Annotated in this window: 18 protein-coding genes, 3 tRNA genes and 1 pseudogene; 14 read left to right on the top strand and 8 right to left on the bottom strand. The window is 71.9% G+C overall.

Features of this window, described 5'->3' with window-relative positions:
• Positions 1-294: 294 nt before the first annotated feature.
• Together AC3EQ1_RS29970 and AC3EQ1_RS29965 are read left to right on the top strand one after the other, a co-directional pair.
• On the top strand, positions 295-1035 hold the full coding sequence (locus AC3EQ1_RS29970; protein ID WP_432097457.1) for a hypothetical protein: 741 nt from the start codon (positions 295-297) through the stop codon (positions 1033-1035).
• Between the two features lie 53 nt (positions 1036-1088).
• Positions 1089-1162, top strand: a tRNA-Lys gene (locus AC3EQ1_RS29965).
• 252 nt (positions 1163-1414) lie between these two features.
• Here the strand turns inward: AC3EQ1_RS29965 and AC3EQ1_RS29960 are convergent.
• Positions 1415-2656 (bottom strand): M6 family metalloprotease domain-containing protein, encoded by a 1242-nt coding sequence (locus tag AC3EQ1_RS29960; RefSeq protein ID WP_432097456.1) that lies wholly within the window; start codon positions 2654-2656, stop codon positions 1415-1417.
• A gap of 271 nt (positions 2657-2927) precedes the next feature.
• Here AC3EQ1_RS29960 and AC3EQ1_RS29955 point away from each other — a divergent pair, with 271 nt between their 5' ends.
• Entirely contained in the window at positions 2928-4829 is a 1902-nt protein-coding gene (locus AC3EQ1_RS29955) for a putative bifunctional diguanylate cyclase/phosphodiesterase (protein ID WP_432097455.1), read from the top strand.
• A 247-nt stretch (positions 4830-5076) separates the two neighbouring features.
• Here AC3EQ1_RS29955 and AC3EQ1_RS29950 read toward each other — a convergent pair whose 3' ends face one another.
• From AC3EQ1_RS29950 to AC3EQ1_RS29940, 3 genes are all read right to left on the bottom strand, one after another.
• Positions 5077-6177: an LLM class flavin-dependent oxidoreductase gene (locus tag AC3EQ1_RS29950; protein WP_432097454.1), complete on the bottom strand. Its 1101-nt coding sequence runs from the start codon at positions 6175-6177 to the stop codon at positions 5077-5079.
• 427 nt (positions 6178-6604) lie between these two features.
• On the bottom strand, positions 6605-7393 hold the full coding sequence (locus tag AC3EQ1_RS29945; protein WP_432097453.1) for a maleate cis-trans isomerase family protein: 789 nt from the start codon (positions 7391-7393) through the stop codon (positions 6605-6607).
• A gap of 635 nt (positions 7394-8028) precedes the next feature.
• Positions 8029-8970 (bottom strand): maleate cis-trans isomerase family protein, encoded by a 942-nt coding sequence (locus AC3EQ1_RS29940; RefSeq protein ID WP_432097452.1) that lies wholly within the window; start codon positions 8968-8970, stop codon positions 8029-8031.
• A 213-nt stretch (positions 8971-9183) separates the two neighbouring features.
• Between AC3EQ1_RS29940 and AC3EQ1_RS29935 the strand changes: the two genes are divergently transcribed.
• Complete coding sequence (locus AC3EQ1_RS29935; protein WP_432097451.1) at positions 9184-10149, top strand: D-2-hydroxyacid dehydrogenase; 966 nt, start codon at positions 9184-9186, stop codon at positions 10147-10149.
• Positions 10150-10261: 112 nt separating this feature from the next.
• Positions 10262-11677 carry an amidase gene (locus tag AC3EQ1_RS29930; protein ID WP_432097450.1) on the top strand — a complete coding sequence of 472 codons (1416 nt, stop codon included), beginning with the start codon at positions 10262-10264 and terminating at the stop codon, positions 11675-11677.
• 206 nt (positions 11678-11883) lie between these two features.
• Here AC3EQ1_RS29930 and AC3EQ1_RS29925 read toward each other — a convergent pair whose 3' ends face one another.
• Positions 11884-12384 (bottom strand): DUF3830 family protein, encoded by a 501-nt coding sequence (locus AC3EQ1_RS29925; RefSeq protein WP_432097449.1) that lies wholly within the window; start codon positions 12382-12384, stop codon positions 11884-11886.
• A 139-nt stretch (positions 12385-12523) separates the two neighbouring features.
• Here AC3EQ1_RS29925 and ehuB point away from each other — a divergent pair, with 139 nt between their 5' ends.
• The 6 genes from ehuB to AC3EQ1_RS29895 all read left to right on the top strand — a co-directional run bounded on the left by ehuB (position 12524) and on the right by AC3EQ1_RS29895 (position 16715).
• Positions 12524-13411, top strand: a complete 888-nt coding sequence (gene ehuB, locus AC3EQ1_RS29920) for an ectoine/hydroxyectoine ABC transporter substrate-binding protein EhuB (RefSeq protein WP_432097448.1) — start codon at positions 12524-12526, stop codon at positions 13409-13411.
• On the top strand, positions 13408-14148 hold the full coding sequence (ehuC, locus tag AC3EQ1_RS29915; RefSeq protein WP_432097447.1) for an ectoine/hydroxyectoine ABC transporter permease subunit EhuC: 741 nt from the start codon (positions 13408-13410) through the stop codon (positions 14146-14148). Before ehuB ends, ehuC begins: the two co-directional genes overlap by 4 nt.
• A complete protein-coding gene (ehuD, locus tag AC3EQ1_RS29910) occupies positions 14145-14795 on the top strand; it encodes an ectoine/hydroxyectoine ABC transporter permease subunit EhuD (protein ID WP_432097446.1) in 651 nt (216 codons plus the stop codon). Before ehuC ends, ehuD begins: the two co-directional genes overlap by 4 nt.
• A complete protein-coding gene (gene ehuA / locus AC3EQ1_RS29905) occupies positions 14785-15597 on the top strand; it encodes an ectoine/hydroxyectoine ABC transporter ATP-binding protein EhuA (protein ID WP_432097445.1) in 813 nt (270 codons plus the stop codon). The genes ehuD and ehuA overlap by 11 nt, the downstream gene beginning before the upstream one ends.
• A 232-nt stretch (positions 15598-15829) precedes the next feature.
• Positions 15830-16588, top strand: coding sequence for an IclR family transcriptional regulator (locus AC3EQ1_RS29900; protein ID WP_432097444.1), 759 nt, complete (start codon positions 15830-15832; stop codon positions 16586-16588).
• 50 nt (positions 16589-16638) lie between these two features.
• Positions 16639-16715 (top strand) — tRNA-Lys (locus tag AC3EQ1_RS29895).
• Between the two features lie 213 nt (positions 16716-16928).
• On the opposite strand, the gene AC3EQ1_RS29890 is transcribed toward AC3EQ1_RS29895, so the two are convergent.
• The 3 genes from AC3EQ1_RS29890 to AC3EQ1_RS29880 form a co-directional block, all read right to left on the bottom strand.
• On the bottom strand, positions 16929-18626 hold the full coding sequence (locus tag AC3EQ1_RS29890) for an AMP-binding protein (protein WP_432097443.1): 1698 nt from the start codon (positions 18624-18626) through the stop codon (positions 16929-16931).
• Between the two features lie 131 nt (positions 18627-18757).
• Complete coding sequence (locus AC3EQ1_RS29885) at positions 18758-19354, bottom strand: lytic polysaccharide monooxygenase auxiliary activity family 9 protein (protein WP_432097442.1); 597 nt, start codon at positions 19352-19354, stop codon at positions 18758-18760.
• Positions 19355-19438: 84 nt separating this feature from the next.
• The gene (locus tag AC3EQ1_RS29880; RefSeq protein WP_432097441.1) at positions 19439-20101 is read right to left on the bottom strand and encodes a nucleoside/nucleotide kinase family protein; all 663 of its coding nucleotides are present in this window, start codon (positions 20099-20101) and stop codon (positions 19439-19441) included.
• A 133-nt stretch (positions 20102-20234) separates the two neighbouring features.
• Here AC3EQ1_RS29880 and AC3EQ1_RS29875 point away from each other — a divergent pair.
• The 3 genes and pseudogenes from AC3EQ1_RS29875 to AC3EQ1_RS29865 all read left to right on the top strand — a co-directional run.
• Positions 20235-20308: transfer RNA gene (locus AC3EQ1_RS29875), tRNA-Lys, on the top strand.
• A gap of 217 nt (positions 20309-20525) precedes the next feature.
• On the top strand, positions 20526-21284 hold the full coding sequence (locus AC3EQ1_RS29870; RefSeq protein WP_432097440.1) for a FadR/GntR family transcriptional regulator: 759 nt from the start codon (positions 20526-20528) through the stop codon (positions 21282-21284).
• Positions 21285-21652: 368 nt separating this feature from the next.
• Positions 21653-22185 (top strand): annotated as a pseudogene (locus AC3EQ1_RS29865) (glycosyl transferase); the annotation flags it as partial.

Raw genomic sequence — 22185 nt, 5'->3', positions numbered from 1 at the left:
GACCGGCCGCTGACCCGCCGGACAGCGCCGCCTCCCCGCACTCACCGCACAGCGCGCCGTCTGGACTGGTCATGGCGTCTGGGCTGGTCAGGGGCGTGAACAGCACGAACGGCAGCACGCTCCGACGCCCAGGACCGGCGCGCCGTACCCCACGGCGAACGGGTCCTGGGCCGCCGACGGCCGCACCCGGCCGTCGGCATATGCGCGCGGGAAGGTACCCCACCACTCCCCACCCTGTCCCCATTTCTGCTATTCACCGGAGTCGGAGCATCCAAGTCCGGTACTTGTTTGTTTATGAACGACTGGCAGCGGGACAGCTGGCATTTCGACGCCGACCGGCGCCCGGACGCCTCCGACGCCGACGCCCCGGAGCAGGGCCCCACGGAGCCCGGCCCGGAGTCCGCGTCCGGCTCGCCCACGGCCGGGCATGGCGGCAGCCCCAGAGCAGGGACGCGGCCGGCGGTGGGCCCGCGCCGGGCCACAGCCGGACGGGTGACCAGCGCCGGCGCCCAGTGGCTGGTGTCCGCCGACCCGGCCCCGCACCGCCTGCTCGCCCGCTGGTCACGCCACCCCACCGCGCCCGGCGTCCTGCCCCGCGGCACCGCGTTCGACGTGATCAACGTCCCGGCCGTCTTCGGCCGCCGGATGCTGGACCGACTGTGGTCCGAGGGTCCCGGCACCGGGCCGGTATCGGTGCACCGCAGCCGGATGCTGATCTTCGCCGCGACCGGCACCGCCCGTCGGCTGCCCGAGCTGCTCGGCGGCGCGGCCCGGAGCCGCGCCGTGCCACCGCTGCTGTTCCACGGCGCGGGGGACGCGGTGGCGGTGCCGCCACCCGCCGGACCGCCGCGGAACGCCGGCCCGGAGTGGACGGAGCGGGGGATATCCCGGTGGCTGGTCGCCCCGGAGGTCCGGCACCCCTGGCTGCCGGGGCCCGAGATCCTGCTCCGGGCCGTCGTCCACGCAGCTCGGAGCTACTGCGCCGGTGCGGACGAGCGCGGCGGAGCGGCAGAATCCGCCCTCGCCCCGGGCTGAGGCTTATCGATTTTTGATCCCCCGGATCCGGATGCTAATGTCTTCCACGTCAGGCGCCGCTAGCTCAGTTGGTTAGAGCAGCTGACTCTTAATCAGCGGGTCCGGGGTTCGAGTCCCTGGCGGCGCACTTACGGTTACACCGTTGACCTGGGCTTCCTCGTTCGCGAGGGAGCCTTTCGTCATTCTCGGGCACGGGCCGTTCTCGGGCACGGGCCGTTCTCGGGCACGGGCCGTTCTCTGGCACGAGTCATGCTCGGGCACGGGACATCTCGTGCACGGGGCACCCGCAGGCTCGGATCGTTCTCGGGCGCACGTCACTCTCCGGGTCCCGCTCGCCCCGCCCCTCTACCCCCGGCTCCGCACCCCGTCGGCTCCGCCGTCAGGGCCGGGTGACCTTGACCGTCCATCGGCCGCTGCTGTCCGTACCCAGCACCTCCACCACGACCCCGCTGGCCCGGTCGGTCATCCGCTCCCCCACGCCGAGCGGCGCGTCCGCCAAGGGCGGGTAGACGGAGGACTCCCGGCAGGCGCTCGTCCGGGGGTGACCGTCGAGCACCTCCATCGGGCCGCTGCCGGAGGCGGCCCCACTGCGCACCCGGTACACCAGCACACCCCTGGTGCACGTCCCGGAGTCGTTCCCCCGGTTGTCACGGACCTCGAGCGCGAGCGCGGCCGCCTCCCCGGTCCGGACGACCAGGAGCCGCTCGCCGTCGCCCGCACCGGGGGCGGCCGGAGCGGTGAGCGGGGTGAGGCTGTGGAGGCTCGTGCCGCCCCGCCGGACGCAGCCGACCTGATGCCGGTCGAGCCAGCCCAGCTTCCACTTGTGCCAGCCGAACGGTTCGGGTGCGAGCCCGAACTGGCTGCCCATGAGGTCCCAGTCGCCGACATGGGTGTCCCAGTCGCCCTTGCCGTCCTGGGGCCGCTTGTAGAGGTCGGGCAGGTCGAAGACGTGGCCGGTCTCGTGGGCCAGCACGTTGCGGTCCGGGGGGTGCTGCTCGAAGACGGTGACGATCCGGCGCAGGGCCGACCCGTCGGCCAGCAGCGGACGGGCGAAGTTCACGACCTTGGTGGCATCGGAGTCCACCCCGGGGGCGTCGGGATCGGCGATCAGATACACGATGTCGTACCGGGAGAAGTCCACCCGGCTGTCGGCGGCCTTGACGGCGTCACTGAGGTACTTGGTCCGCAGACCCGGGTCCCAGTCCCGTTCTATCCCATACGCGCCGGACGTGCGCGGCATCTTCACCCAGGTGCGCACCGGGTGGACGCGGAGCTCGAAACGCCCGTACGACGCGCGGCGGAAGAAGCCGGAGGTGTCGGGGAAGTAGTCGGCGGCCAGTTCGTCGGGGGTGGCGTCCGGGGTGGAGTCGGGGAAGGACAGGAACACCATCACCGCGTCGAGACGGCCCTGCGGCCTGGGGTAGGCGGCGTTCCAGGAGTCGACCCCTTCGGAGTGGTGCGCTCCGGTCCGCGCGAGCGCGCACGGGCCCGCCGCCGAATCGGCCACTGCGGGGCCCGCGACGAGCGATGTGGCGATCATCGCCGTGAGGGAGGTGAACGCGGCCGCGAGGCTGCGCAGCCGCGACCGTTCCACTCCCCCGGGTGTCTGCGGACGCGGCACGTCGACCTCCCCGAGCGGAATCGGAACTCCTCATCCACCCTGTGGGGGTTCATGCCTATATGTCCTGTTCCGGTGGCCCGGTCGAGTGATCGGGAGGGCGCCTTCCCGTGTCACTGACAGTCACAGAAGGTCATTGAGAGAACAGGGGCGTTCAAAGACGCGCAGGAACGGTCGTGACGGCCGCCACGGGTGCCCGGAATCACGGTTGCCTTACTGGAACGCCCCTCCCACCGGCCTCTATGATCGCCACATTTCCAGCGCGGATTCCTCCATGGGCGGTCGTCCGCCGCCGGCCGGACCACCTCTGCGTGATCTGTACGAGACGAGTGCCCTGAGGGAGCGAGCGGTGAGCGAATCCCCCGACGGGCCGGGCCACGGGCCCGGCATCACGGTGCCGACGGTCACGGAACGTAGTGCGACGGGCCGCCGGTCCCGCACGGAACCCGGGGTCGGCAGACCCGCCTCGGAAGTACGTGATCTGCAGGCCGCGTTCAACGCCGCGCAGCTCGCCATGGCGGTCCTCGACCGCGAGGGCAAGGTGATCAGTGCCAACCAGGCGCTCGGAGCCCTGCTAGGCGCCGAACCCGCCCGGCTCACCGACGAGCCCGCCGCCGACCTCGTCGGCCTGGGCCAGGACTCCCGCACCTGGGCCGCGTACTGCGAAGTGCTGCGCGGGCGCAGCGAACGCCTCCGCTGCACCCAGCGGCTCAAGAGTCCGGACGGGCAGTCGGTCTGGGCGGATGTGACGGTCGCGCCGCTGGCCGACAGCCGCAGCGTGCTGATGTCGGTCGCGGACATCAGCGACCGCCGCGACCTCCAGGCGCGCCTGCGCCATCTGCAGATGCACGACCCGGTGACCCGGCTGCCCAATCGGGCGCTGTTCTTCGAGCGGCTCGCCGCGGCGCTGGACACCTCGGTCCATCCGCGCGGCAGCACGGGCCGGATCGGGCTCTGCTATCTCGACCTCGACGGCTTCAAGGCGGTCAACGACACCCTCGGGCACCGGGTGGGCGACCAGTTGCTGAGCTCCGTCGCCCAGCGGCTGGCGCACTGCGCGGACCAGGCCGGCTACGGGCGGCGCGGCGGGCACCTGGTGGCCCGGCTCGGCGGCGACGAGTTCGCGCTGCTGGTCGAGGACTCCACCGGGACCGAGCAGCTGTCGGCGCTCGCCGGGTCCGTACTGGCCACCCTGCAGAGGCCGTTCGAGCTGGCCGGGCAGCGGCTGTCCATCTCGGCGAGCATCGGCGTCGTCGAACGGGTCGCGGCGGGGACGACGGCGACGGCCCTGATGCAGGCCGCCGACACCACGTTGTACTGGGCCAAGGCGGACGGCAAGGCCCGCTGGACGCTGTTCGACCCGGAGCGCAACGCCCACCGGATGACCCGGCAGGCGCTGGCGAGCACCCTGCGGCCGGCCGTGGAGCACGGTGAGTTCACCCTGGAGTACCAGCCGCTGGTCGGCCTCGGCGACGGGTCGGTGCGCGGGGTGGAGGCGCTGGTGCGGTGGCGTCACCCGCAGTTCGGCACCCTCGCGCCGAATCGGTTCATCGGACTGGCCGAGGAGGACGGCTCCATCGTCGAACTCGGCCGCTGGGTGCTGGAGACCGCCTGCCGGCAGGCGCGCCGGTGGCAGCTGGAGCACCCCGACGCCCCGGTCTTCGTCAGCGTCAACGTGGCCGTGCGACAGGTGTGGGACTCGGACCTGGTGGCGGACGTCGCCGGGATCCTGGAGACCACCGGACTGCCGCCCGAACTGCTGCAGTTGGAGCTGACCGAGTCCGCCGTCATGGGGTCGGCCGGGCGACCGCTCCAAGCGCTGCAGGCGCTGAGCGACATGGGGGTCTCGATCGCCATCGACGACTTCGGGACCGGCTACTCGAACCTCGCCTACCTGAGCCGACTGCCCGTCTCCACGCTGAAGTTGGATGGATCGTTCGTGCAGGGCTTCCGGGACGAGGAGCACCCGAACCCGGCCGACGAGACCATCGTCGAGGCCCTGGTGCAGCTCGCGCACCGGCTGGGGCTGACCGTGACCGCCGAGTGCGTGGAGAGCGCCGAACAGGCGGACCGGCTGCGGCGCATCGGCTGCGACACGGGGCAGGGGTGGTTCTACTCCCGCCCGGTGCCGCCGGACCGGGTGTCGGCGCTGTTGGGGCCCCACCCCGCCCCTTGACCCCTCCCCCGCCCCGCCCCCTCCCCTTTCCCTCCCGGTTCTCCCCTCGGCGGTCGCTGCCGAGACACCGGGGCAGTCGGTCCGCCAGGGCCATCGTTCGCCGGGCTGCCCTTCGCCAGGGTCGTCGTTCGCCGGGGCCGCCGTTCGCCGGGGCTGCCGTTCGCCGGGCCGCCGCCTGCCGGAGGCCGCGATCCGCGGGGGCTCCGTCGTCGGGTCCGCCGAGTGTGCCGGGGGCGGTGGCGGGACGTCAGCCCTGGGCGCCGGGGAGTCCGTAGGCCTCGGCGATCAGTTCGTAGGAACGCAGCCGCGCCCGGGCGCCGTGCGCATTGCTCGTGATCATCAGCTCGTCGGCGCCGGTCCGCTTGACCAGGCCGTCGAGTCCGTCGCGTACGGCATCGGCCGTACCGTGCACGACGTTCCGCAGCCAGCTCTCGGCGAACTCCTGCTCCAGCGCGCTGAACTCGTGGGCCTCGGCCTCTTCCGGTGACGGGATGAGACCCGGTCGTCCGGTGCGCAGCCGGACCATGGAGAGGGCACCGGTCAGCACCTCTCGGCGGGCCTCCTTCTCGTCCTCCGTCGCGAGCGCCGAGACACCGATGAGCGCATACGGCTCGTCGAGCGTCGCGGACGGACGGAAGGACTCGCGGTAGAGATCGAGCGCGGGAATCGTATGGGCGGCGGAGAAGTGGTGGGCGAACGCGAACGGCAGCCCGAGCACCCCGGCGAGCCGGGCACTGAACCCGCTGGAGCCGAGCAGCCAGACGGGCGGCCTCGCGGGGGACTGCACTCCGCCGGCGACCGTGCCCTGGACCGGTCCGGGCACGGCGTGGATGCGGCGGTAGGGATGGCCGTCGGGGAAGTCGTCGTCCAGGAAGCGGGTCAGTTCGGTCAACTGCTGGGGAAAGTCCTCAGCTCCTTCGTTCAGCCGGTCCGTGCGGCGCAGGGCGGCGGCCGTCGCCCCGTCGGTCCCCGGTGCGCGGCCCAGCCCGAGGTCGATCCGTCCCGGTGCCAGGGCTTCCAGGGTGCCGAACTGTTCGGCGATGACCAGCGGAGCGTGGTTGGGCAGCATGACCCCACCGGAGCCGAGGCGTATCCGCTCGGTGTGGGCGGCGAGGTGGGCGAGGATCACCGCGGGGGACGAGCTGGCCACACCGGGCATGGAGTGGTGCTCCGCGACCCAGAACCGGTGGTAGCCGAGCCTCTCCGCGCCCCGCGCCAGTTCCACGCTGGTGCGCAGCGCGTCGGTCGCGGTCCGGCCACTGCCGACGGTGGCCAGGTAGAGAACGGACAGCGGAACCGGTGCGGTCCCGGCTGCCCCGGCGCGGATGCTGTCGTGCTGCTCGGCCATGCCTGGCCCGCCTCCCTGGTTGGTCTGCCTGCGACGGAGGCAGCAACCGGAGACGCACTCCGCTTATTCCCGGGCTCCGGGCTCTGGGCTCCGGTGGCTCCGGGCGCCTGGTCCTAACCCTGGTCCTGGTCCTGGTCCTGGTCCTGGCCCTGGCTCCCTGGCCCTGGCCCTGGTCCCTGGTCCCTGGTCCCTGGTCCCCAGCCTCCGGCTCCAGCACCGGCACCGGCACCGGCACCAGCCCCGATCCCGGGGCCCGCGTGCGGGGCGAGTCCAGGGCCCGTGCCCAGCATGCTCAGCTCCCGGACGCCCTGACCCGGCGCAGGCGTACCCCGGCCCCGGCATTCCCGAAGCGCCCGAGGAGCCTGAGGCATACTCACCCGTCCCGAGGCCGCCCCAGCCTTCCCGAGGCACCCGTGCCTCCCGCGGCTCACCCGGGTATCGGCGTGCGGCTCCCCGCTTCGGCGGTGAACAAGGTCCCGAGGTCCGGGCGGAGCGCGGTCCGGTCGAGCAGACGCAGTCCCTCCCAGACGGTGACCTGGTTGGCGGTGAGCACCGGCTTTCCCAGCTCGGACTCGAGCTCGCCGAGGTGGGCGGCGGTGTGGAGGGCGGTGTCCGGGAGGAGGACCGCCTGGGCATCGGGGTGGTCGCCCGCCCGGGCGAGCTCCAGCACTTCGTCACGCCCCCAGGTGCCGACCTCGGCCGCGGTGATGATGCCGCTGCCGCGCATGGCGACGACTTCCGTGCCGGCCGCCTTGAGGAAGGCCATGAAGTGCTCGGCGACGTCCTCCGGGTAGGTCGCCGCGATGGCCACCCGGTCGGCACCGACGGCGCGAATGGCACGGGCGAAGGCGAAGGAGGTGCTGGAGGCGGGGAGGCCCGCGGTGCGGGAGAGCTCACGCACCTGTTCGTGCGCGCCCTCCCAGCCGAAGACGAAGCTCGCACTGGTGCAGGCCCAGACGACGGCCTGCGCTCCGAGGGCCTTCAGCTCCTCGACCCCGGCGGCGAGCCGCCCGGCCGATCCCATCTCCAGCAGGGCGTCGACCCGGTGGGCGTCCTCGCCGATGTCCGTGTGGACCAGGGGGAGCCGGACGCCCGCCGACAGCATGGACTCCAGCCGGGGGTAGTCGTCCTCGGCCGAGTACCCCGGGTACAGGAAACCGACTGCCGCCCCGGGCGCCGCTTCCTCCGATGCCCGCATCGTCGCCGCGTCTGTCATCTCCACCTCCGTGTCATGTTCCGTGTGCTTTTCTCGAACGGCCTTCATCTCGAGCTGCGGTTCTTCTCAAGCCGCACAGCCCCAGAGCTGCACTGCCGTGGAACTGCGCCGCCTCGGAACAGTGCCGCCTTTCGAGCTGCACTGCCCTCGGCCTGCGCGCCGCGCTTTCGGGCTGCGCTGTTTCTCCTCGGTCCCGACCGGCTCTTCCGGCCGGACCGATACGGCGCCCACGTGTCGTCAGCCGCCGTGCGTTGCGCGGACGGCTCCCGTGCAACTGCTCTGATTACACCTGCGGGCTCCGTGGGGTTCCGCCTGTGCCGTCTTCTGCCGGTCTTCCGGCCGGCCTTCACCCCTGCGGGTGAGCGGAGCCCAGCCGCCACCGGAACCGCGCCCGGCGAATCCCGGCATCCCGTCGGGTCCCGGCGCGTCCCGTCGGGTCCCGGCGCGTCCCGTCGGGTCCCGTCGAATTCCGGCGCGTCCCGGTGGCGACCGGATGTCGGCCACCGGGCCCGGGCCCCGCACCTCGCCGCTCCAGCACTGCCGCTCCGGCACCACCGCTCCAGCACCGCCGCCACGGGCTGTACCGCCCGCCCCGAGCCACCCGGCCGGGCCGACGGAGCTCAGATCCCGGTGCCTCACCCGAGCGCGGGCCCGCCCGGCTCGTCCGGGTACAGCGGCGGTTCCAGTCCGTCCCCGGCGTCGCCCGCGTCCGGCTGGGCCGCGGGGGCCGCGAAGGCCGCCTCCGGCTCCGACCGTTCCGTCGAGTACATCGGCCCCGGCAGGGAGCCCGGACGGACCGGCGGGTACTCCGGCTGGGACGCCATGGCCGCCGGACCGCGTCTGGCCACCGGGTCCAGCAGCGCCTGGTACGGGCCGACCGCCTGTTCCCCGATCCGGGCCAGGGCCGCCCACATGGTCACCTGGTTCGCCGACAGCACCGGCATGCGCAGCTCCGCCTCGAGCTGCGGGATCACGTCGTACGTCGGGAGGTTGGTGCAGCTGATGAAGAGCGCGTCCGCCGCGCCCACCACCGCCTGCCGCGCCATGTCCACCACGTCGCGGTACGGCACCTTCCAGATGTGCCGGGTCAGTCCGAGGTACGCGCGCCCGGTGACCGAGACGCCGCCCTCGGCGAGGTAGTCCTCCAGGGAGGTGGTCACCGACTTGGTGTACGGGGTGACCAGGGCGATGCGCCGGGCGCCGATCTCCCGCAGGGCGGCGAGCAGGGCACCCGAGGTGGTGAGCGCCGGGAGCTCCCCGGACTGCTCCATGGCCGCGCACATCCCGCGCTCCCCGGCCATTCCGCCGACGAAGCTGCCCGATGTGCAGGCGTAGGCGACGACCTCCGGGGCGACCGCGCACAGGGCCTGCACCGCTTCGCGCAGGGTTTCGTGCTCGCTCACCACCCGGGCCAGGTCGAGACTGACCTCAACCGGCACAAAAGGCGTCCGCGTGAGGTGCAGCGACACTTCGTCGGGCACCCAGCGCCACAATTCTCGATCAAGAGCGAAATCGAACGGTGCTACGACACCCACACCACGCTGTGGCTGCGGACCACCCAGAAAGGAGACGTCCATTTCGAGCCCCAATACACAACGGAGGGCTGGCACGATGGCAGGAAGAAACGAAAGCCGGAACACGCCGGGACGCCGGGACAGATGTCGGGCAGAGGCCCGTGTTGACGAAGGTAGTTTCCGCTCCCTAGCGTGGTCAATCCTCGGTTTCTCCGGCTTCTCGCCGACCTTCCGAATCAGCCAAGCGGACCTACGTTGCGAAATGGTTTCCCGCCCATGTCCGAGCGCACCCTTCTCGTATTCGGCACCGATCCCGAGCCCCGGCTGGACCGGCTGACCGGACGCGTCCGCATCGTGACCAGCGACGAGCAGTCCCTTCCCGAGCTGCTGCCGACCGCGGACGCACTTCTCGTCTGGGACTTCACCTCCGACGCCGTGCGCGCCGCCTGGCCGGGCGGCGGCCCCCGGCCGGGCTGGGTGCACACCGCGAGCGCCGGCGTCGACCGGCTGCTCTGCCCCGAGCTGGCCGGCTCGGACACCGTGGTGACCAATGCCCGCGGGGTCTTCGAGCAGCCGATCGCCGAGTACGTCGCCGGCCTTGTCATCGCCATGGCCAAGGATTTTCCGGGCAGTTGGGAGCTCCAGCGGCAGCGGCGCTGGAAGCACCGGGAGACGATGCGGGTGGCCGGAAGCCGTGCGGTCGTCGTCGGTTCCGGGCCGATCGGCCGGGCCATCGGCCGGACCCTGATGGCGCTGGGGGTCGGCACGGACCTGGTGGGCCGGACGGAGCGCGAGGACGATCCCGAGTTCGGCCGGGTGCACGGCAGCGCCGCCCTGGACGGTCTGCTGCCGTCGGCCGACTGGGTGGTCTGTGCGGCGCCCCTGACGGATGCCACCCGGGGCATGTTCCACGCGTCCGTATTCGGGCGGATGAAGCCGTCGGCCCGGTTCATCAATGTCGGCCGCGGGCCGATGGTGGTGGAGAAGGATCTGGTCGACGCCTTGCTGGCACGGACCATCGGCGGCGCGGCCCTGGATGTCTTCGAGGAGGAGCCGCTGCCCGCCGACAGCCGGATCTGGGATGTGCCGGGCCTGCTCGTGTCACCGCACATGAGCGGGGACACGATCGGCTGGCGGAATGCCCTCGCCGAACAGTTCATGGACAACTTCGACCGCTGGGCCGCGGGCGAGCCGCTGCTCAATGTGGTCGACAAACGGCTGGGCTACGTCCCGGTGGCCTGACCCGGTACCGGTAGCCACGTCCCGCCCGGGTCGCCGGGCGCCGGCGCCGCCTCCGGCTCCTGTCCGCGTTCCGATCCCCTGCGCCCCGAGCGACTTCTCCATGGAGGGCTGGATGACCGAGCTCAGCGACCTGACCGCGGTACGACTCGTCGAGGGCTTCGCCTCCGGCGCCTTCTCCCCCGTCGAGGCGGCCCGCGCCGCGCTGGAGAGGATCGAGCGGACCGAGCCGGCCCTCAACGCGTTCGTGCGGGTCGACGCCGAGGACGCGCTGGGCCGGGCCGCCGAGTCCGAGGAGCGGTGGCGCCGCGGCGAGCCGGCCGGCCTGGTGGACGGCGTCCCGGTGTCGGTGAAGGACATCCTGCTGCAGCGCGGCGCCCCGACCTTCCGCGGCTCACGGACCGTCCGGGCCGGCAGCCGGCCCTGGGACGAGGACGCGCCCGCGGTGGCGCGGCTGCGCGAACACGGCGCGGTGTTCCTCGGCAAGACGACGACGCCGGAGTTCGGCTGGAAGGGCGTCACGGACAGCCCGCGGCACGGGGCGACCGGCAATCCGTACGACCCGGGGCGCACCGCGGGCGGCTCCAGTGGGGGCAGTGCCGCCGCGGTGGCCGTCGGCGCGGGTCCGCTGAGCCTGGGGACGGACGGGGGCGGCTCGGTCCGCATCCCCGCGGGCTTCTGCGGGATCTTCGCGCTCAAGCCCACCTACGGCCGGGTGCCGAACTATCCCGCGAGCCCCTTCGGGACGCTGGCGCACGTCGGGCCGATGACGCGTGACGCGGCGGACGCGGCCCTGCTGATGGATGTGATCACCGGCCCCGACGCGCGGGACTGGTCGCAGCTGGGCCGGGTGTCCGGGCCGTTCCGCGACGCGCTGGGCGGCGGGGTCGCGGGCCTGCGCGTCGCCTGGTCCCCGGACTTCGGCGGCCGGGTGGCCGTCGATCCGCAGGTGGCCGGGGCGGTCCGGCGGGCGGTCGACAGGCTGGCGGAGCTGGGGGCCCGGGTGGAGGAGGCGGACCCCGGCTTCGAGGATCCGGTGGAGGCGTTCCACACCCTGTGGTTCAGCGGCGTGGCCCGCGTGGTGCAGCATCTCGGCCCGGAGGAGCGCGCGTTGCTCGACCCGGGGCTGCGGGAGGTCTGCGAGCGGGGCGCCGCGTACAGCGCGCTGGACTACCTGGCGGCGGTGGACGAGCGGATGGCGCTGGGGGTGGCGATGGGCCGGTTCCACGAGCGGTACGACCTGCTGGTGACCCCGACCCTGCCGATCACCGCGTTCGAGGCGGGGGCCGAGGTGCCCCGGGGCTCGGGGCTGAGCCGGTGGACCGGCTGGACGCCGTTCACCTACCCCTTCAACCTGACCCAGCAGCCCGCCGCGTCCGTGCCGTGCGGACAGGACCGGGACGGGCTGCCGGTCGGGGTGCAGCTGGTCGCCGCGCGCCACGGGGACGACCTGGTGCTGCGGGCGGCGCACGCGCTGTACGAGGCGGGGGTCGCGGACGGCGTCGGCCCGCCGCCGGTGGTGCGCGGCTGACCCGCGGGCCCACGACCCGGCTTCCGGTGTCACCGGCTGCGGAAGCGTGTCGACCGGAGGCGTGTCGACCGGAGGCGCGCCGCTCAGGAGGGAGCCGCTCCGAGCTGCCCGCACGGCCCCTCCCGGACGAGGCCCGGGCCCGTCGCCCCGCGAGGCGGGTGGCAGGCCCGGACGGCTCGCCCCAGGCGTGTCGGAAGGTGCTCGCCCTAGGCCCGTCGGAAGTTGAGCGTCTCGCCCAGCGCGCCGGCCCGCCAGAGGTCCTGGCAGGCGTCGGCCATGCGGTCGAGCCCGTCCACGACCGAGCCCCAGACGATGCCCGGGACCCACCCGGCGTCCCCGTTGATCAGCAGGTTGTTGCGCTCGTAGAACAGCGCCAGGTCGACGACCTGGACCTGCCCCTGATGCTTGGCCTGCTGCTCGTACCCGTAGGACTTCGTCCCCAACTGGGTGTCGGAGAAGGTGAAGTAGCACAGGTCCCCCGGGATGGGGGTGATGGTCGGGTTCTCCAGCGGCGGCTCGGCCGGGGCGAAGGGGGGCAGCAGCGCGTAGATCTCGTTGCGTGCGTACTTCGCGTGGTAGACGTCTCCGCCCAGCGGAAGGGCGTTCCACACCGCATCACAGGTGATCGGCGCGCGGTCGTCCAGCAGCTTCGCCGTACAGGTGACACCGCGCTTGTCGAGCGAGACTTCGATGAAGCGGTCTGCCATCGTGGGTCCTCTCGGTCGGATACGTGCCCCATTGTGTCTATCTGGTCAAGCGCGCCGATCACAACCGGCTGAAAACGATCGGAATATTTGGAGCAGGGTCGGGTAGCCGCGCGCCCATGGCTCACCACAGGGGAACGACATGATCGAGAGACCGGTCAGCCGCCGCTCATTGATCGCGGGAGCGGCAGCGTTCGGCACGTTGGGAGCAGCCGGCTGCAGCCGGGTCTCCACTGCCGATGTCACGGACGGGGGCAACCTGCTGGAACGCCTCCGCGCCCAGGGCACGGTACGGCTGGGGATCGCCGGTGAGATCCCCTTCGGCTACATCAGCAAGAAGGCGGAGGTCACGGGAGAGGCCCCGGAACTTGCAAAGATCATCTTCAAACGGCTCGGCGTGCCGCACGTCCAGCCGGTCCCGACCGAGTTCGGATCACTGATCCCCGGTCTCAACTCACAGCAGTTCGATGTGATCTCCGCGGGCATGTTCATCACCCCGGAGCGATGCAAACAAGTCCTTTTCGCCGACCCCGACTACCAAGTGCTGGACGCCCTCATCGTCCGCAAGGGGAATCCCAAGGGGCTGCGGAACTACGCCGACATCAAGCGGACCGGCGCCAAGCTGGCGAGCGGCACCGCCTACGCCGAGATCGACTACGCGGTGGACGCCGGCGTCAAGCGCGACTCCATCCAGATCTACCCGGACCAGCTGGCGGGCCTGCTGGCCGTCGCCCAGGGCCGGGCCGACGCCTTCGCCGGGACCAGTCTGACGGTGCGCAACGTCGTCGAGCAGACCAAGAACCCCAAGGTCGAGGGCACCGAACCGTTCCTGCCGAGGCTCGATGGCAAGCCGGCGTACGGCGCGGGCGCCTTCGCCTTCCGCAAGGGCGAGACGAAGCTGCGGAACGCCTTCAACGAACAGCTGCTGAAGATGAAGAAGAGCGGCGAGCTCCTCCGGGTGGTCAAGCCCTTCGGCTTCACCGCCACCGAGATGACCGACCTGACGGCAGAGGAGCTGTGCAAGGGATGACAGCCGAACTCTGGGGACTGATCTTCAAGGGCATCTGGATCACGGTCCAGCTCACGATCTACAGCGCGGCCCTCGGCGCTGTGGTCGCCTTCGTCACCGGGATCGCCCGCACCTCGCGGTTCTGGATCGTCCGCTTCCTCTCCGGCTTCTACGTGGAGGTCTTCCGCGGGACATCGGCGCTGGTGCTGATGTTCTGGCTGTTCTTCGTGGTGCCGCTGGCCTTCAACTGGCAGTTCGTGCCGATGTGGGCCGCCACGCTCGCCCTGGGGCTCTCCTACGGCGCGTACGGCTCGGAGATCGTCCGCGGCGGCATCGCCGCGGTCGCCCCGGCGCAGCGCGAGGCCGGTATCGCCCTGAGCTTCTCCCCCTGGCAGCGGCTGCGGCTGATCATCCTGCCGCAGGCCGTGCCGGAGATGCTGCCGCCGTTCAACAACCTGCTGGTCGAGCTGCTCAAGGGCACCGCCCTGGTCTCGCTGCTCGGCGTCGGTGACATCTCCTTCGCGGCGCAGCTGGCCCGCCTGGCGACCGGCGAGAGCGGCAGCATCTACTTCACCATCCTCCTGATGTACTTCGTGCTGGCCTTCCTGCTCACCCGGGTGATGCGGCTGGCCGAGAGCAGGGCGAAGGCGCGGATCGGCCAGAAGCCGGAGAAGGGCGGCGGCATCGTCCGCAAGCTCGGCATCCGGCAGGAGACCGATCAGTCCTTCGGCATGACCGTCGGGGGAGGCCCGTCATGAGCTGGGATTGGTCCGTCGTCGGCGACTTCATGCCGATGTTCTGGGACGGCGTCAAGGTCACCCTGCAGGCGACCGTGCTGGGCTCCCTGCTGGCGTTCGCGCTGGGTCTGGTCTGGGCGCTGGTGCTGCGGGTCCCGTCCCGCTTCGTGCGGTGGCCGGTGGGGATCTTCGTCGAGTTCATCCGCAACACCCCGCTGCTGGTCCAGCTGTTCTTCTTTTTCTTCGTGCTGCCCGAGTGGGGCATCCAGACCACCGCGCTGGCCACCGGGGTCATCGGTATCGGTCTGCACTACTCGACGTACACCGCCGAGGTGTACCGGGCCGGTATCGAGGCCGTGCCGCAGGGCCAGTGGGAGGCGGCCACCGCGCTGAGCCTGCCGCGCGGCCGCACCTGGCGTGCGGTGATCCTGCCGCAGGCGATCCGCCGGGTCGTCCCGGCGCTCGGCAACTACGTCATCGCGCTGCTGAAGGACAGCCCGATGCTGCTGGCGATCGGCGTCCCGGAGATGCTGAACGAGGCCCGGCTGTTCGGGGCCGAGACCTTCCAGTACATCGAGCCGTACACCGTGGTCGGTGTCGCGTTCATCCTCATCTCCTACCCGGCATCCCTCCTCATGCGATTCCTGGAGCGTCGTCTTGTCCACTGACAACACCCCCGCCCCGCCCGTTCCGGGAAGCACGAACGGCAGCGACCTGATCCGCTTCGACCAGGTGACGAAGCGTTTCGGCAGCAACACGGTCCTGGACCACCTCGACTTCACGGTGGCGCCGGGCAAGCACGTGACCCTCATCGGCCCGTCCGGCTCCGGCAAGACCACGATCCTGCGGCTGCTGATGACACTGGCCAAGCCCGACGAGGGCACGATCCGGGTCGCCGGGGAGTACCTCACCCACGAGGACAGGGGCGGCAAGCTCGTCCCGGCGGGCGAGAAGCACAGCCGGGAGATCCGCAAGAAGATCGGCATGGTCTTCCAGCAGTTCAACCTCTTCCCCAACATGAAGGTGCTGCGGAACATCACCGAGGCGCCGGTCCACGTGCTGGGCCTGGGCAAGGACGAGGCCGAGGAGCGGGCCCGCGAGCTGCTGGAGCTGGTGGGGCTGACCGAGCACATCGACAAGTACCCGACCCAGCTCTCCGGCGGGCAGCAGCAGCGGGTGGCGATCGCCCGGGCGCTGGCGATGCGGCCGCAGGTGCTGCTGCTGGACGAGGTGACCTCGGCGCTGGACCCGGAGCTCGTGGCCGGTGTGCTGGACGTGCTCCGGGACATCGCGCACAGCACCGACATCACCATGCTGTGCGTGACCCACGAGATGAACTTCGCCCGGGACATCTCGGACGACGTGCTGATGTTCGACTCCGGGCGGGTCATCGAGTCCGGCCCGCCGGAGAAGATCTTCAGCGAGCCGGAGCACCAGCGCACCCGGGAGTTCCTCAGCGCCGTGCTCTGACGTCCCAGCTCCGACGGTCACTCCGTGACCGGGGCATATGCCATGGTGGCGCGCTCCTGCCCGGCCGGGCGGGAGCGCGCCGTCGATCTGGCCAACAGCTGCTCCCTTTAGGCCTCTTGGCGGCTATCGTGGTATCCCAGCCCAGCTGCCGGGCGCCGCATGGAGCGCCACTCCCTCGTCACCGGCAGCGACGGCGACGACGCAAGCGGTCACAACCTGCTAGGGGGAAACCGTGGCGCTCAAGCCCGAGCCGACGGCGCCGTTCCAGTCGGTGCAGTACGCACTCCGTGTGCTCGAATGCGTCGCCCGGCACGGCGGTGGCGTCACCGGCGCACAGATCGCGCGCGAGACCGGCGTGCCGTCCGGCCGTCTCTCCCCCATGCTGCTGATGCTGCGCCGCGAGGGCTTCGTGGAGCAGGTCGCCGACGGCGCTTACGTCATGGGCGAATCGCTCGTCCTGCTCGGTTCGGGCGACGACCGCCGGCAGGCCCTGGAGGACAAGCTCCAGCGCACCCTGTCGGAGATCCGCGACTCGGTCGGAGCGGCGGTCTACATCAGCCGCTACATCGACGGCGAAGTCAAGATCACCCAGTACGCCGACGGGCCCCGCGCCCCGAAGGTCAACGAGTGGGTGGACTTCCGGTCCGCGGCGCACGCGAGCGCGGTCGGCAAGTGCCTGCTCACCCAGCTCGACCACAACGGCCGGCGCGACCACCTCTCCCGGCACAAGACGGCCCGGCTCACCTCGCGGACGATCACCAGCGAGAAGGTGCTCTTCACCAAGCTGGACAACCAGCCGCCGACGGTGCCGGTGCTGGACCTCCAGGAGTACGCGGTGGGCACGGTCTGCGCGGCGGTGCCGATCACCGCGGGCCAGGCGGTCGGCTGCCTGGCGCTGTCGCTGCCGATCGAGCACGCCCACCGGCTGCGCAAGGCTGCTGACGCGCTCAACCGCAAGGCCGCGCCGGTGCTGCTCTCGCTCGCCATTTGAGGTGGTCAGGAGCACCCGCGAGGAGCGGGTAGTATTTACGACGTCAGCGAGCGCCGCTAGCTCAGTTGGTTAGAGCAGCTGACTCTTAATCAGCGGGTCCGGGGTTCGAGTCCCTGGCGGCGCACCACGCAAAACGCTGTTGACCTGGGCGTTCTCGGTTCTCCGAGGACGCCCTGAGTCATTTCCGGGCTGTGTCGCTTCCGGCCGTGTCACTTTCGGCTGTGTCACTTCCGGCCGCGTCGTTTCCGTCCCGCGGTGTCGCCCCCGGCCCCGGTGTCATGTCCGGGCCCGTGGCTACGGCGGTCGGCGCCCGCCGTGGGATTCAGCGGCCGGCCACCGGTCAGCGCCCCAGCAGATCGTCCCGGCCCTGTTCCCGGTAGCGCGTGAGCAGCCGTGCGACGTCCTCCTCGTCCAGCCGCCGGTACGCGGTCCCGCACCGGCCCGTGTCCGGCGGGGACCACCAGACGGGGTCGGGGCAGCGGAAGCCGTCGCGGCGCAGGGCGGCCCGGTGGACCTTGTTGGTCGCGGTGACCGGCATGGCGGCCGGTATGCGCACGAACCGGGGGGCCATCTTGGTGCCCAGGTCGGGCCGGGCGGCCAGGAAGGCGGCGAAGCCCTCCGGGTCGAAGGCCTCCCCGGCGCGCAGGGCCAGGGCGGCCATGACCTGGTCGCCCGCCACCGGGTCGGGGACGGCGTAGACGGCCGCGGACGCGACCGGCGGGTAGTCGGCGAGGATGTTCTCGATCATGGCGGCGGCCAGGTTCTCGCTGTCGACCCGCAGCCGGTCGTCGGTGCGCCCGGCAAAGTGGAAGAAGCCCTGGGGGTCGCGGAAGAAGAGGTCACCGGTCCAGTACCAGCCGCCGCGGGTGCGGGCCGCCTCGGCCGCCGGGTTCCGCCAGTAGCCCTCGAACGGGCTGCGGCCCCGGTTGACCAGCTCACCGATCGCCGCGTCCCCGTTCAGCAGCCGCCCGGACCGGTCGAGAACCGCCCGCGGCCGCTCCTCCCCGGTCTCCGGGTCGACCACCGCGAGGTCGGCGCCGGGGGCGGCGCGGCCGATGGCCCCGGGCGGGGCGTCCGGCGAGCGCTGGAGGGCCGCGCCGCCCTCCGAGGAGCCGTAGCCCTCGACGAGCCGGACGCCGAAGCGGGCGGTGAAGCGCGCCGCGTCGACCGCGCCCGCCTCGGTGCCGAAGCCGGTGCGCAGCGGGTGGTCGCGGTCGTCCGGGCGCTCGGGGGTGGCGAGCAGATACTGCACGGCGCGGCCGACATAGGTGAAGTAGGTCGCCCCGAAGGCCCGGACGTCGGGCAGGAAGCCGGACGCGGAGAAGGTGCGGCGCAGCGCGACGGCCGCCCCGCTCACCAGGGCGGGCGCCCAGTCGGCGATGACGGCGTTGCCGTGGAACATCGGCATACAGATGTAGTGGACGTCGTCCGGGCCCAGGCCGAAGTACGTCACCAGGGAGCGGCCCGCGGCGGCGAGCCGGCCCTGGGAGCAGATGGCGGCCTTGGGGGCGCCGGTGGAGCCGGAGGTGAAGGAGAGCAGGAACCGGGTGCCGGGGCCGACGGGGCGGAGCCGCGCCTCGCCGGGGCGGGCATCGGCGTACGGCGCGAGCAGGGCGGCGTAGCCGGGGTCGTCGACGACGAGGACGCACTCCCGGGGAATGTCGAGGTCCAGGCCGCGGAGCAGCGGCAGATGGGCCCGCTCGGTGATCAGCAGGCCGCAGTCGGTGTGGGCGATGTCGCGGGCCAGTTCGGGGCCGCGCCGGGTGGGGTTGATGCCGACGACGGTGGCGCCGGCGAGGGCCGCGGCGGCGAGCCACACCGGATACTCGGGGACGTTGTCCAGCAGGACGCCGACGTGCGGCTCCGCGCGGGGCGGCAGCAGGTCGGCCAGGAGCGCGGCGCGGGCGGCGGCCCGGGCCGCGAGCTGGTGCGCGGTGAGCAGCCGGTCCTCGTACTTGAGGCCGGGGCGGTGGTCGCCCCAGCGGGCGTGCACCAGCTCCGCGACTGTCTCCGCTGCGGTCTCCGCTGTCGTCCCCATGGCGAGGCACCATAATTGACGGTACGTCAGATCGGCAGGGCGCGGACCGGCCGAACCGGCCCGCACCCCCGCGCTCAGCCGCATCAAGGCGGCGGAGGGCGGCCCCGCGGGGCGAGGCGCAGCGGGCCCCGTCAGCCCGGGAAGCGCACGTCCGAGCAGGCGTAGAAGGCGTTCTCCGTGTCGGCGATGGTCCAGACACCCACGATCAGCTGCTTGCCGGTGCGCCCGGAGGGGAGGGTGCCGGTGTGGGTGACGGTGGTTCCCGGGCGGGCGCCGCCGAACGGGACGGTGAGGAACGGACGGGTCTCCAGCGCCGACCGGGTGAGCGGACGGGCGGGGTCGTAGCCCGGCTTGGTGAGGTAGTAGCGGAAGTCCTCGGTGGCGTGCGGGGCGGTGAGTCTCCAGCTGAAGGTGTAGCGCTCACCGGGGGTCACCGCGGTGGCGGGCCAGGTGCCGCCGCGGGGGTCGTCGAGCTGGGCGAAGCGGCTGTTCCCGCCGCTGCAGATGGTGCCGTCGGCGGGGCCGCGTTGCGGGAACCCCTGGGGGCCTTCGACGCTCTGCGGCTCCCACTGGATGGGGCCGCAGTCCTGCACGGCGCCGTTGGCGCAGAGGACCTGGCGGCTGACGGGGAGGTGGGGGCTGCCGTGACCGGTGGCGCCGGCGGCAGCGAGGAGGAGGGTGCCGGTGAGGGAGAGGCCGACCACGGCCGCCCGGGTGCGTGTGCGCATGCTGTGCTCCTGGAGAACGTGGGGGATGTTCTGCGAGCAGGGGTGATGAGCTCAGCGCGGTTCAGGTCCAGACCAATTCGCAGGCTAATCCCGGCCGTTGGAGATGTCCAGACCAATCGGCGGCAGGACGCGGTCGCAGTTCCCCCGCGCACGCTCGACCTGTTCACCGTTGGGGCGGTCGTTGGTGTCCACCCACGCACGGGCCTCCGCGGCAGTGCGGCCGCCGGCCACCTGCCGGGCGACGAGCCGCCGGTCGCGCACCTCGCCCGGAGCGTCGACGTACCAGACCTCGGCCATCCTGCCCCGGGCCGCGGTCCAGCCGGGCTCGTCGCAGGCGAGGTAGTTGCCCTCGGTGACGACGAGCCGGGTGCCGGGGCGGATCAGGTGGCGGGCGGCGACGGGTTCGTGCAGGGTCCGGTCGTAGTCCGGCACATAGATGTCGTGGCCGGTCTCGGTGACGGCCCGGTGCAGCAGCGCCGCGTACCCGTGGACGTCGAAACTGGGCGCGGAGCCCTTGCGGGAGGCCAGGCCGAGCCGGTCGAGCTGGACGTTGGAGAGGTGGAAGCCGTCGAGCGGGAGATAGCCGGCCGCGCCGGGGCCGTGCCGCCGCTCGATCTCCGCGACCAGGGCGCGGGCGAGGGTGGACTTGCCGGCTCCGGGCGGCCCGGCCAGCCCGAGGACGGCCCGTGGGCCCGGCACCCGTTCGACGAGGTGCCAGGCGTCGGCCGCCAGTTCGTGGATCTCCATGCGGCCGCAGCGTACGCGCCCGGATTCCGCCCCCGAAGGTGTGACCCGGGCCACTCACCACCCCCTCTTCGGGGCCGGTCGTCGGCCGATTCGGAGCATCCCCGGACGTCGGGTAGGATCCTTCCGTCAGCAGGCGCCGCTAGCTCAGTTGGTTAGAGCAGCTGACTCTTAATCAGCGGGTCCGGGGTTCGAGTCCCTGGCGGCGCACATGACACTTCGGTCCCCCTCGCTTCGGCGAGGGGGACCGAAGTCGTTTTCGGGCCCGCGCCCTCCGCCCGCGCCCTCCGCCCGCGCCCTCCGCCCGCGCCCTCCGCCCGCGGCCCAGGGCCGGTCCGGCACATCCCGCCCCGCCCCGCGCGAACGGCACCACGCCGGACAGGCCCGAGGGATGGCCAAAACGGAGGTTGCGGTGCAGAGTCGCGGAATGGCGAGCGACATCCAGGACCGGATCAAGAAGCTGATCATCGACCGGCGGCTGCCGTCCGGCGCCCCACTGCCCACCGAGACCGAGCTCATGGAGCTGATCGGGGTCAGCCGCAACTCCGTCCGCGAGGCCCTCAAGGCGCTGCAGGCGATGGGCATCGTGGAGATCCGGCACGGCTTCGGCACCTACGTGGGGCCGATGTCCATGGCGCCGATGATCGAGGGCCTGACCTTCCGCACGGTCGCCGGGCACTTCCGGGGCGAGGACAGCCTCCTCCAGCTGCTGGAACTGCGCGAGGCGGTGGAGACCGGCCTGATAGCGCGGCTCGCCGGGCGCGTTCCCGCCGCCGATCTCGCTGAACTGGAAGCGCTCGTGGCACGTATGGAGAGGGAGGCCTCCGGCGGCGCGGTCCAGGCGGACACCGACCGGGCCTTCCACGCCACCCTCTACCGCGGGATGGAGAACCTTCTGTTGAGCGAGCTCCTGGAGGCCTTCTGGGACGCCTTCCACCGGGTCCGCACGGACCTGACGCACACCCCTCCGGATCCCGGGGGCACCTTCCGGCAGCACCGGGAGATCCTGCACGCCGTGCGCTCCGGGGACGCGGCCCGCGCGGAGGACGCCCTGCGCGACCATTTCGGCGACATCCGCACCCGGTTGCGGTCCGCCCGCGAGGAACGCCGGGCCCACGATCCGGAAGCACCGGCCGACCCGGGAGCGCCGATGACACCTCTCCAGCGGGTCACTGACGGAGCGTAAGCATCCTGTCCGCCCGGCCCAACCCAAATGCTCCCTAAATGGACACATACGACCGATAATGTGTGCGTTTCGGCCTTGCGATCAAGCGTGCGGATTCGGGAGCCTATCCTGAACCTCGCAGCTCCAGCGGGTAAATGGAATCTCAAACGTGCGCGCTGGGGCTCGAACGGTTGCGTTCGACAACAGGGTGGGGCCCCTGTTCACGTGCAGACACTTGAACGTGCATCATGCAACCGGAAGGCGGTTGTTCGAAGTCTTAACGAACGACCACCCGAAAAACGCTGGGCCGGGGTCTGTCGAGGGGGACCTTGACCCGGGACCAGAAGCCATACGAACACGCAGTGACCTGCGTGCGGGGGGAATGACCCATGACGTCGACGCCTGACGGCGCCCGGCACTCCTACGACGCGTCGCGGACGACCCGGCTCCGCGTACCCCAGCAGCACCGTCCGGCCCGCCGTCCTCGGCGCGCCAAGAAGGTCCTGCCGCGCTACGACTACGAGCACTACAGCCGGCTCGCCGGACCCCTCACCCAGCCCGACCCCGACCAGCCGTACCGGGTGCGCTACCGCAGCCTGCTGGCCGACGAGCCGCACCGCATCCGTGCGGCGCTGCTGCTGGGTGCCGCACCGCTGGTCTCGCTGGGGCTGTTCGGCTGGCTGATGCAGCCCGCGCACTGGACCGAGCGGGACAACGCGTCGGACACGCTGATCGTTCTCGACGCCATCATGCTGGTGGCGATCGGGCTGATCGAGCTCTTCCGCACGCTGAACGTGCTGTCCAACGCGCATGCCACGCTGGTGGCGCGGGATCCGGTGCCGGTGGTGCCGGAGAAGGGCACCAAGGTCGCCTTCCTCACCTCGTTCGTGCCCGGCAAGGAGCCGATCGAGATGGTGACCAA

Source organism: Streptomyces sp. bgisy100, assembly GCF_057709105.1.
Note: the sequence above shows the minus strand (reverse complement) of the source record. Positions and strands in the feature narration are given on the sequence as shown.

Coding starts and splice junctions, on each gene's coding strand:
- AC3EQ1_RS29970 (WP_432097457.1), top strand. CDS start 295: ATGAACGACTGGCAGCGGGACAGCTGGCATTTCGACGCCGACCGGCGC.
- AC3EQ1_RS29955 (WP_432097455.1), top strand. CDS start 2,928: ATGGGCGGTCGTCCGCCGCCGGCCGGACCACCTCTGCGTGATCTGTAC.
- AC3EQ1_RS29950 (WP_432097454.1), bottom strand. CDS start 6,177: ATGGCCGAGCAGCACGACAGCATCCGCGCCGGGGCAGCCGGGACCGCA.
- AC3EQ1_RS29945 (WP_432097453.1), bottom strand. CDS start 7,393: ATGACAGACGCGGCGACGATGCGGGCATCGGAGGAAGCGGCGCCCGGG.
- AC3EQ1_RS29940 (WP_432097452.1), bottom strand. CDS start 8,970: ATGGACGTCTCCTTTCTGGGTGGTCCGCAGCCACAGCGTGGTGTGGGT.
- AC3EQ1_RS29935 (WP_432097451.1), top strand. CDS start 9,184: ATGTCCGAGCGCACCCTTCTCGTATTCGGCACCGATCCCGAGCCCCGG.
- AC3EQ1_RS29930 (WP_432097450.1), top strand. CDS start 10,262: ATGACCGAGCTCAGCGACCTGACCGCGGTACGACTCGTCGAGGGCTTC.
- AC3EQ1_RS29925 (WP_432097449.1), bottom strand. CDS start 12,384: ATGGCAGACCGCTTCATCGAAGTCTCGCTCGACAAGCGCGGTGTCACC.
- ehuB (WP_432097448.1), top strand. CDS start 12,524: ATGATCGAGAGACCGGTCAGCCGCCGCTCATTGATCGCGGGAGCGGCA.
- ehuC (WP_432097447.1), top strand. CDS start 13,408: ATGACAGCCGAACTCTGGGGACTGATCTTCAAGGGCATCTGGATCACG.
- ehuD (WP_432097446.1), top strand. CDS start 14,145: ATGAGCTGGGATTGGTCCGTCGTCGGCGACTTCATGCCGATGTTCTGG.
- AC3EQ1_RS29890 (WP_432097443.1), bottom strand. CDS start 18,626: ATGGGGACGACAGCGGAGACCGCAGCGGAGACAGTCGCGGAGCTGGTG.
- AC3EQ1_RS29885 (WP_432097442.1), bottom strand. CDS start 19,354: ATGCGCACACGCACCCGGGCGGCCGTGGTCGGCCTCTCCCTCACCGGC.
- AC3EQ1_RS29880 (WP_432097441.1), bottom strand. CDS start 20,101: ATGGAGATCCACGAACTGGCGGCCGACGCCTGGCACCTCGTCGAACGG.
- AC3EQ1_RS29870 (WP_432097440.1), top strand. CDS start 20,526: ATGGCGAGCGACATCCAGGACCGGATCAAGAAGCTGATCATCGACCGG.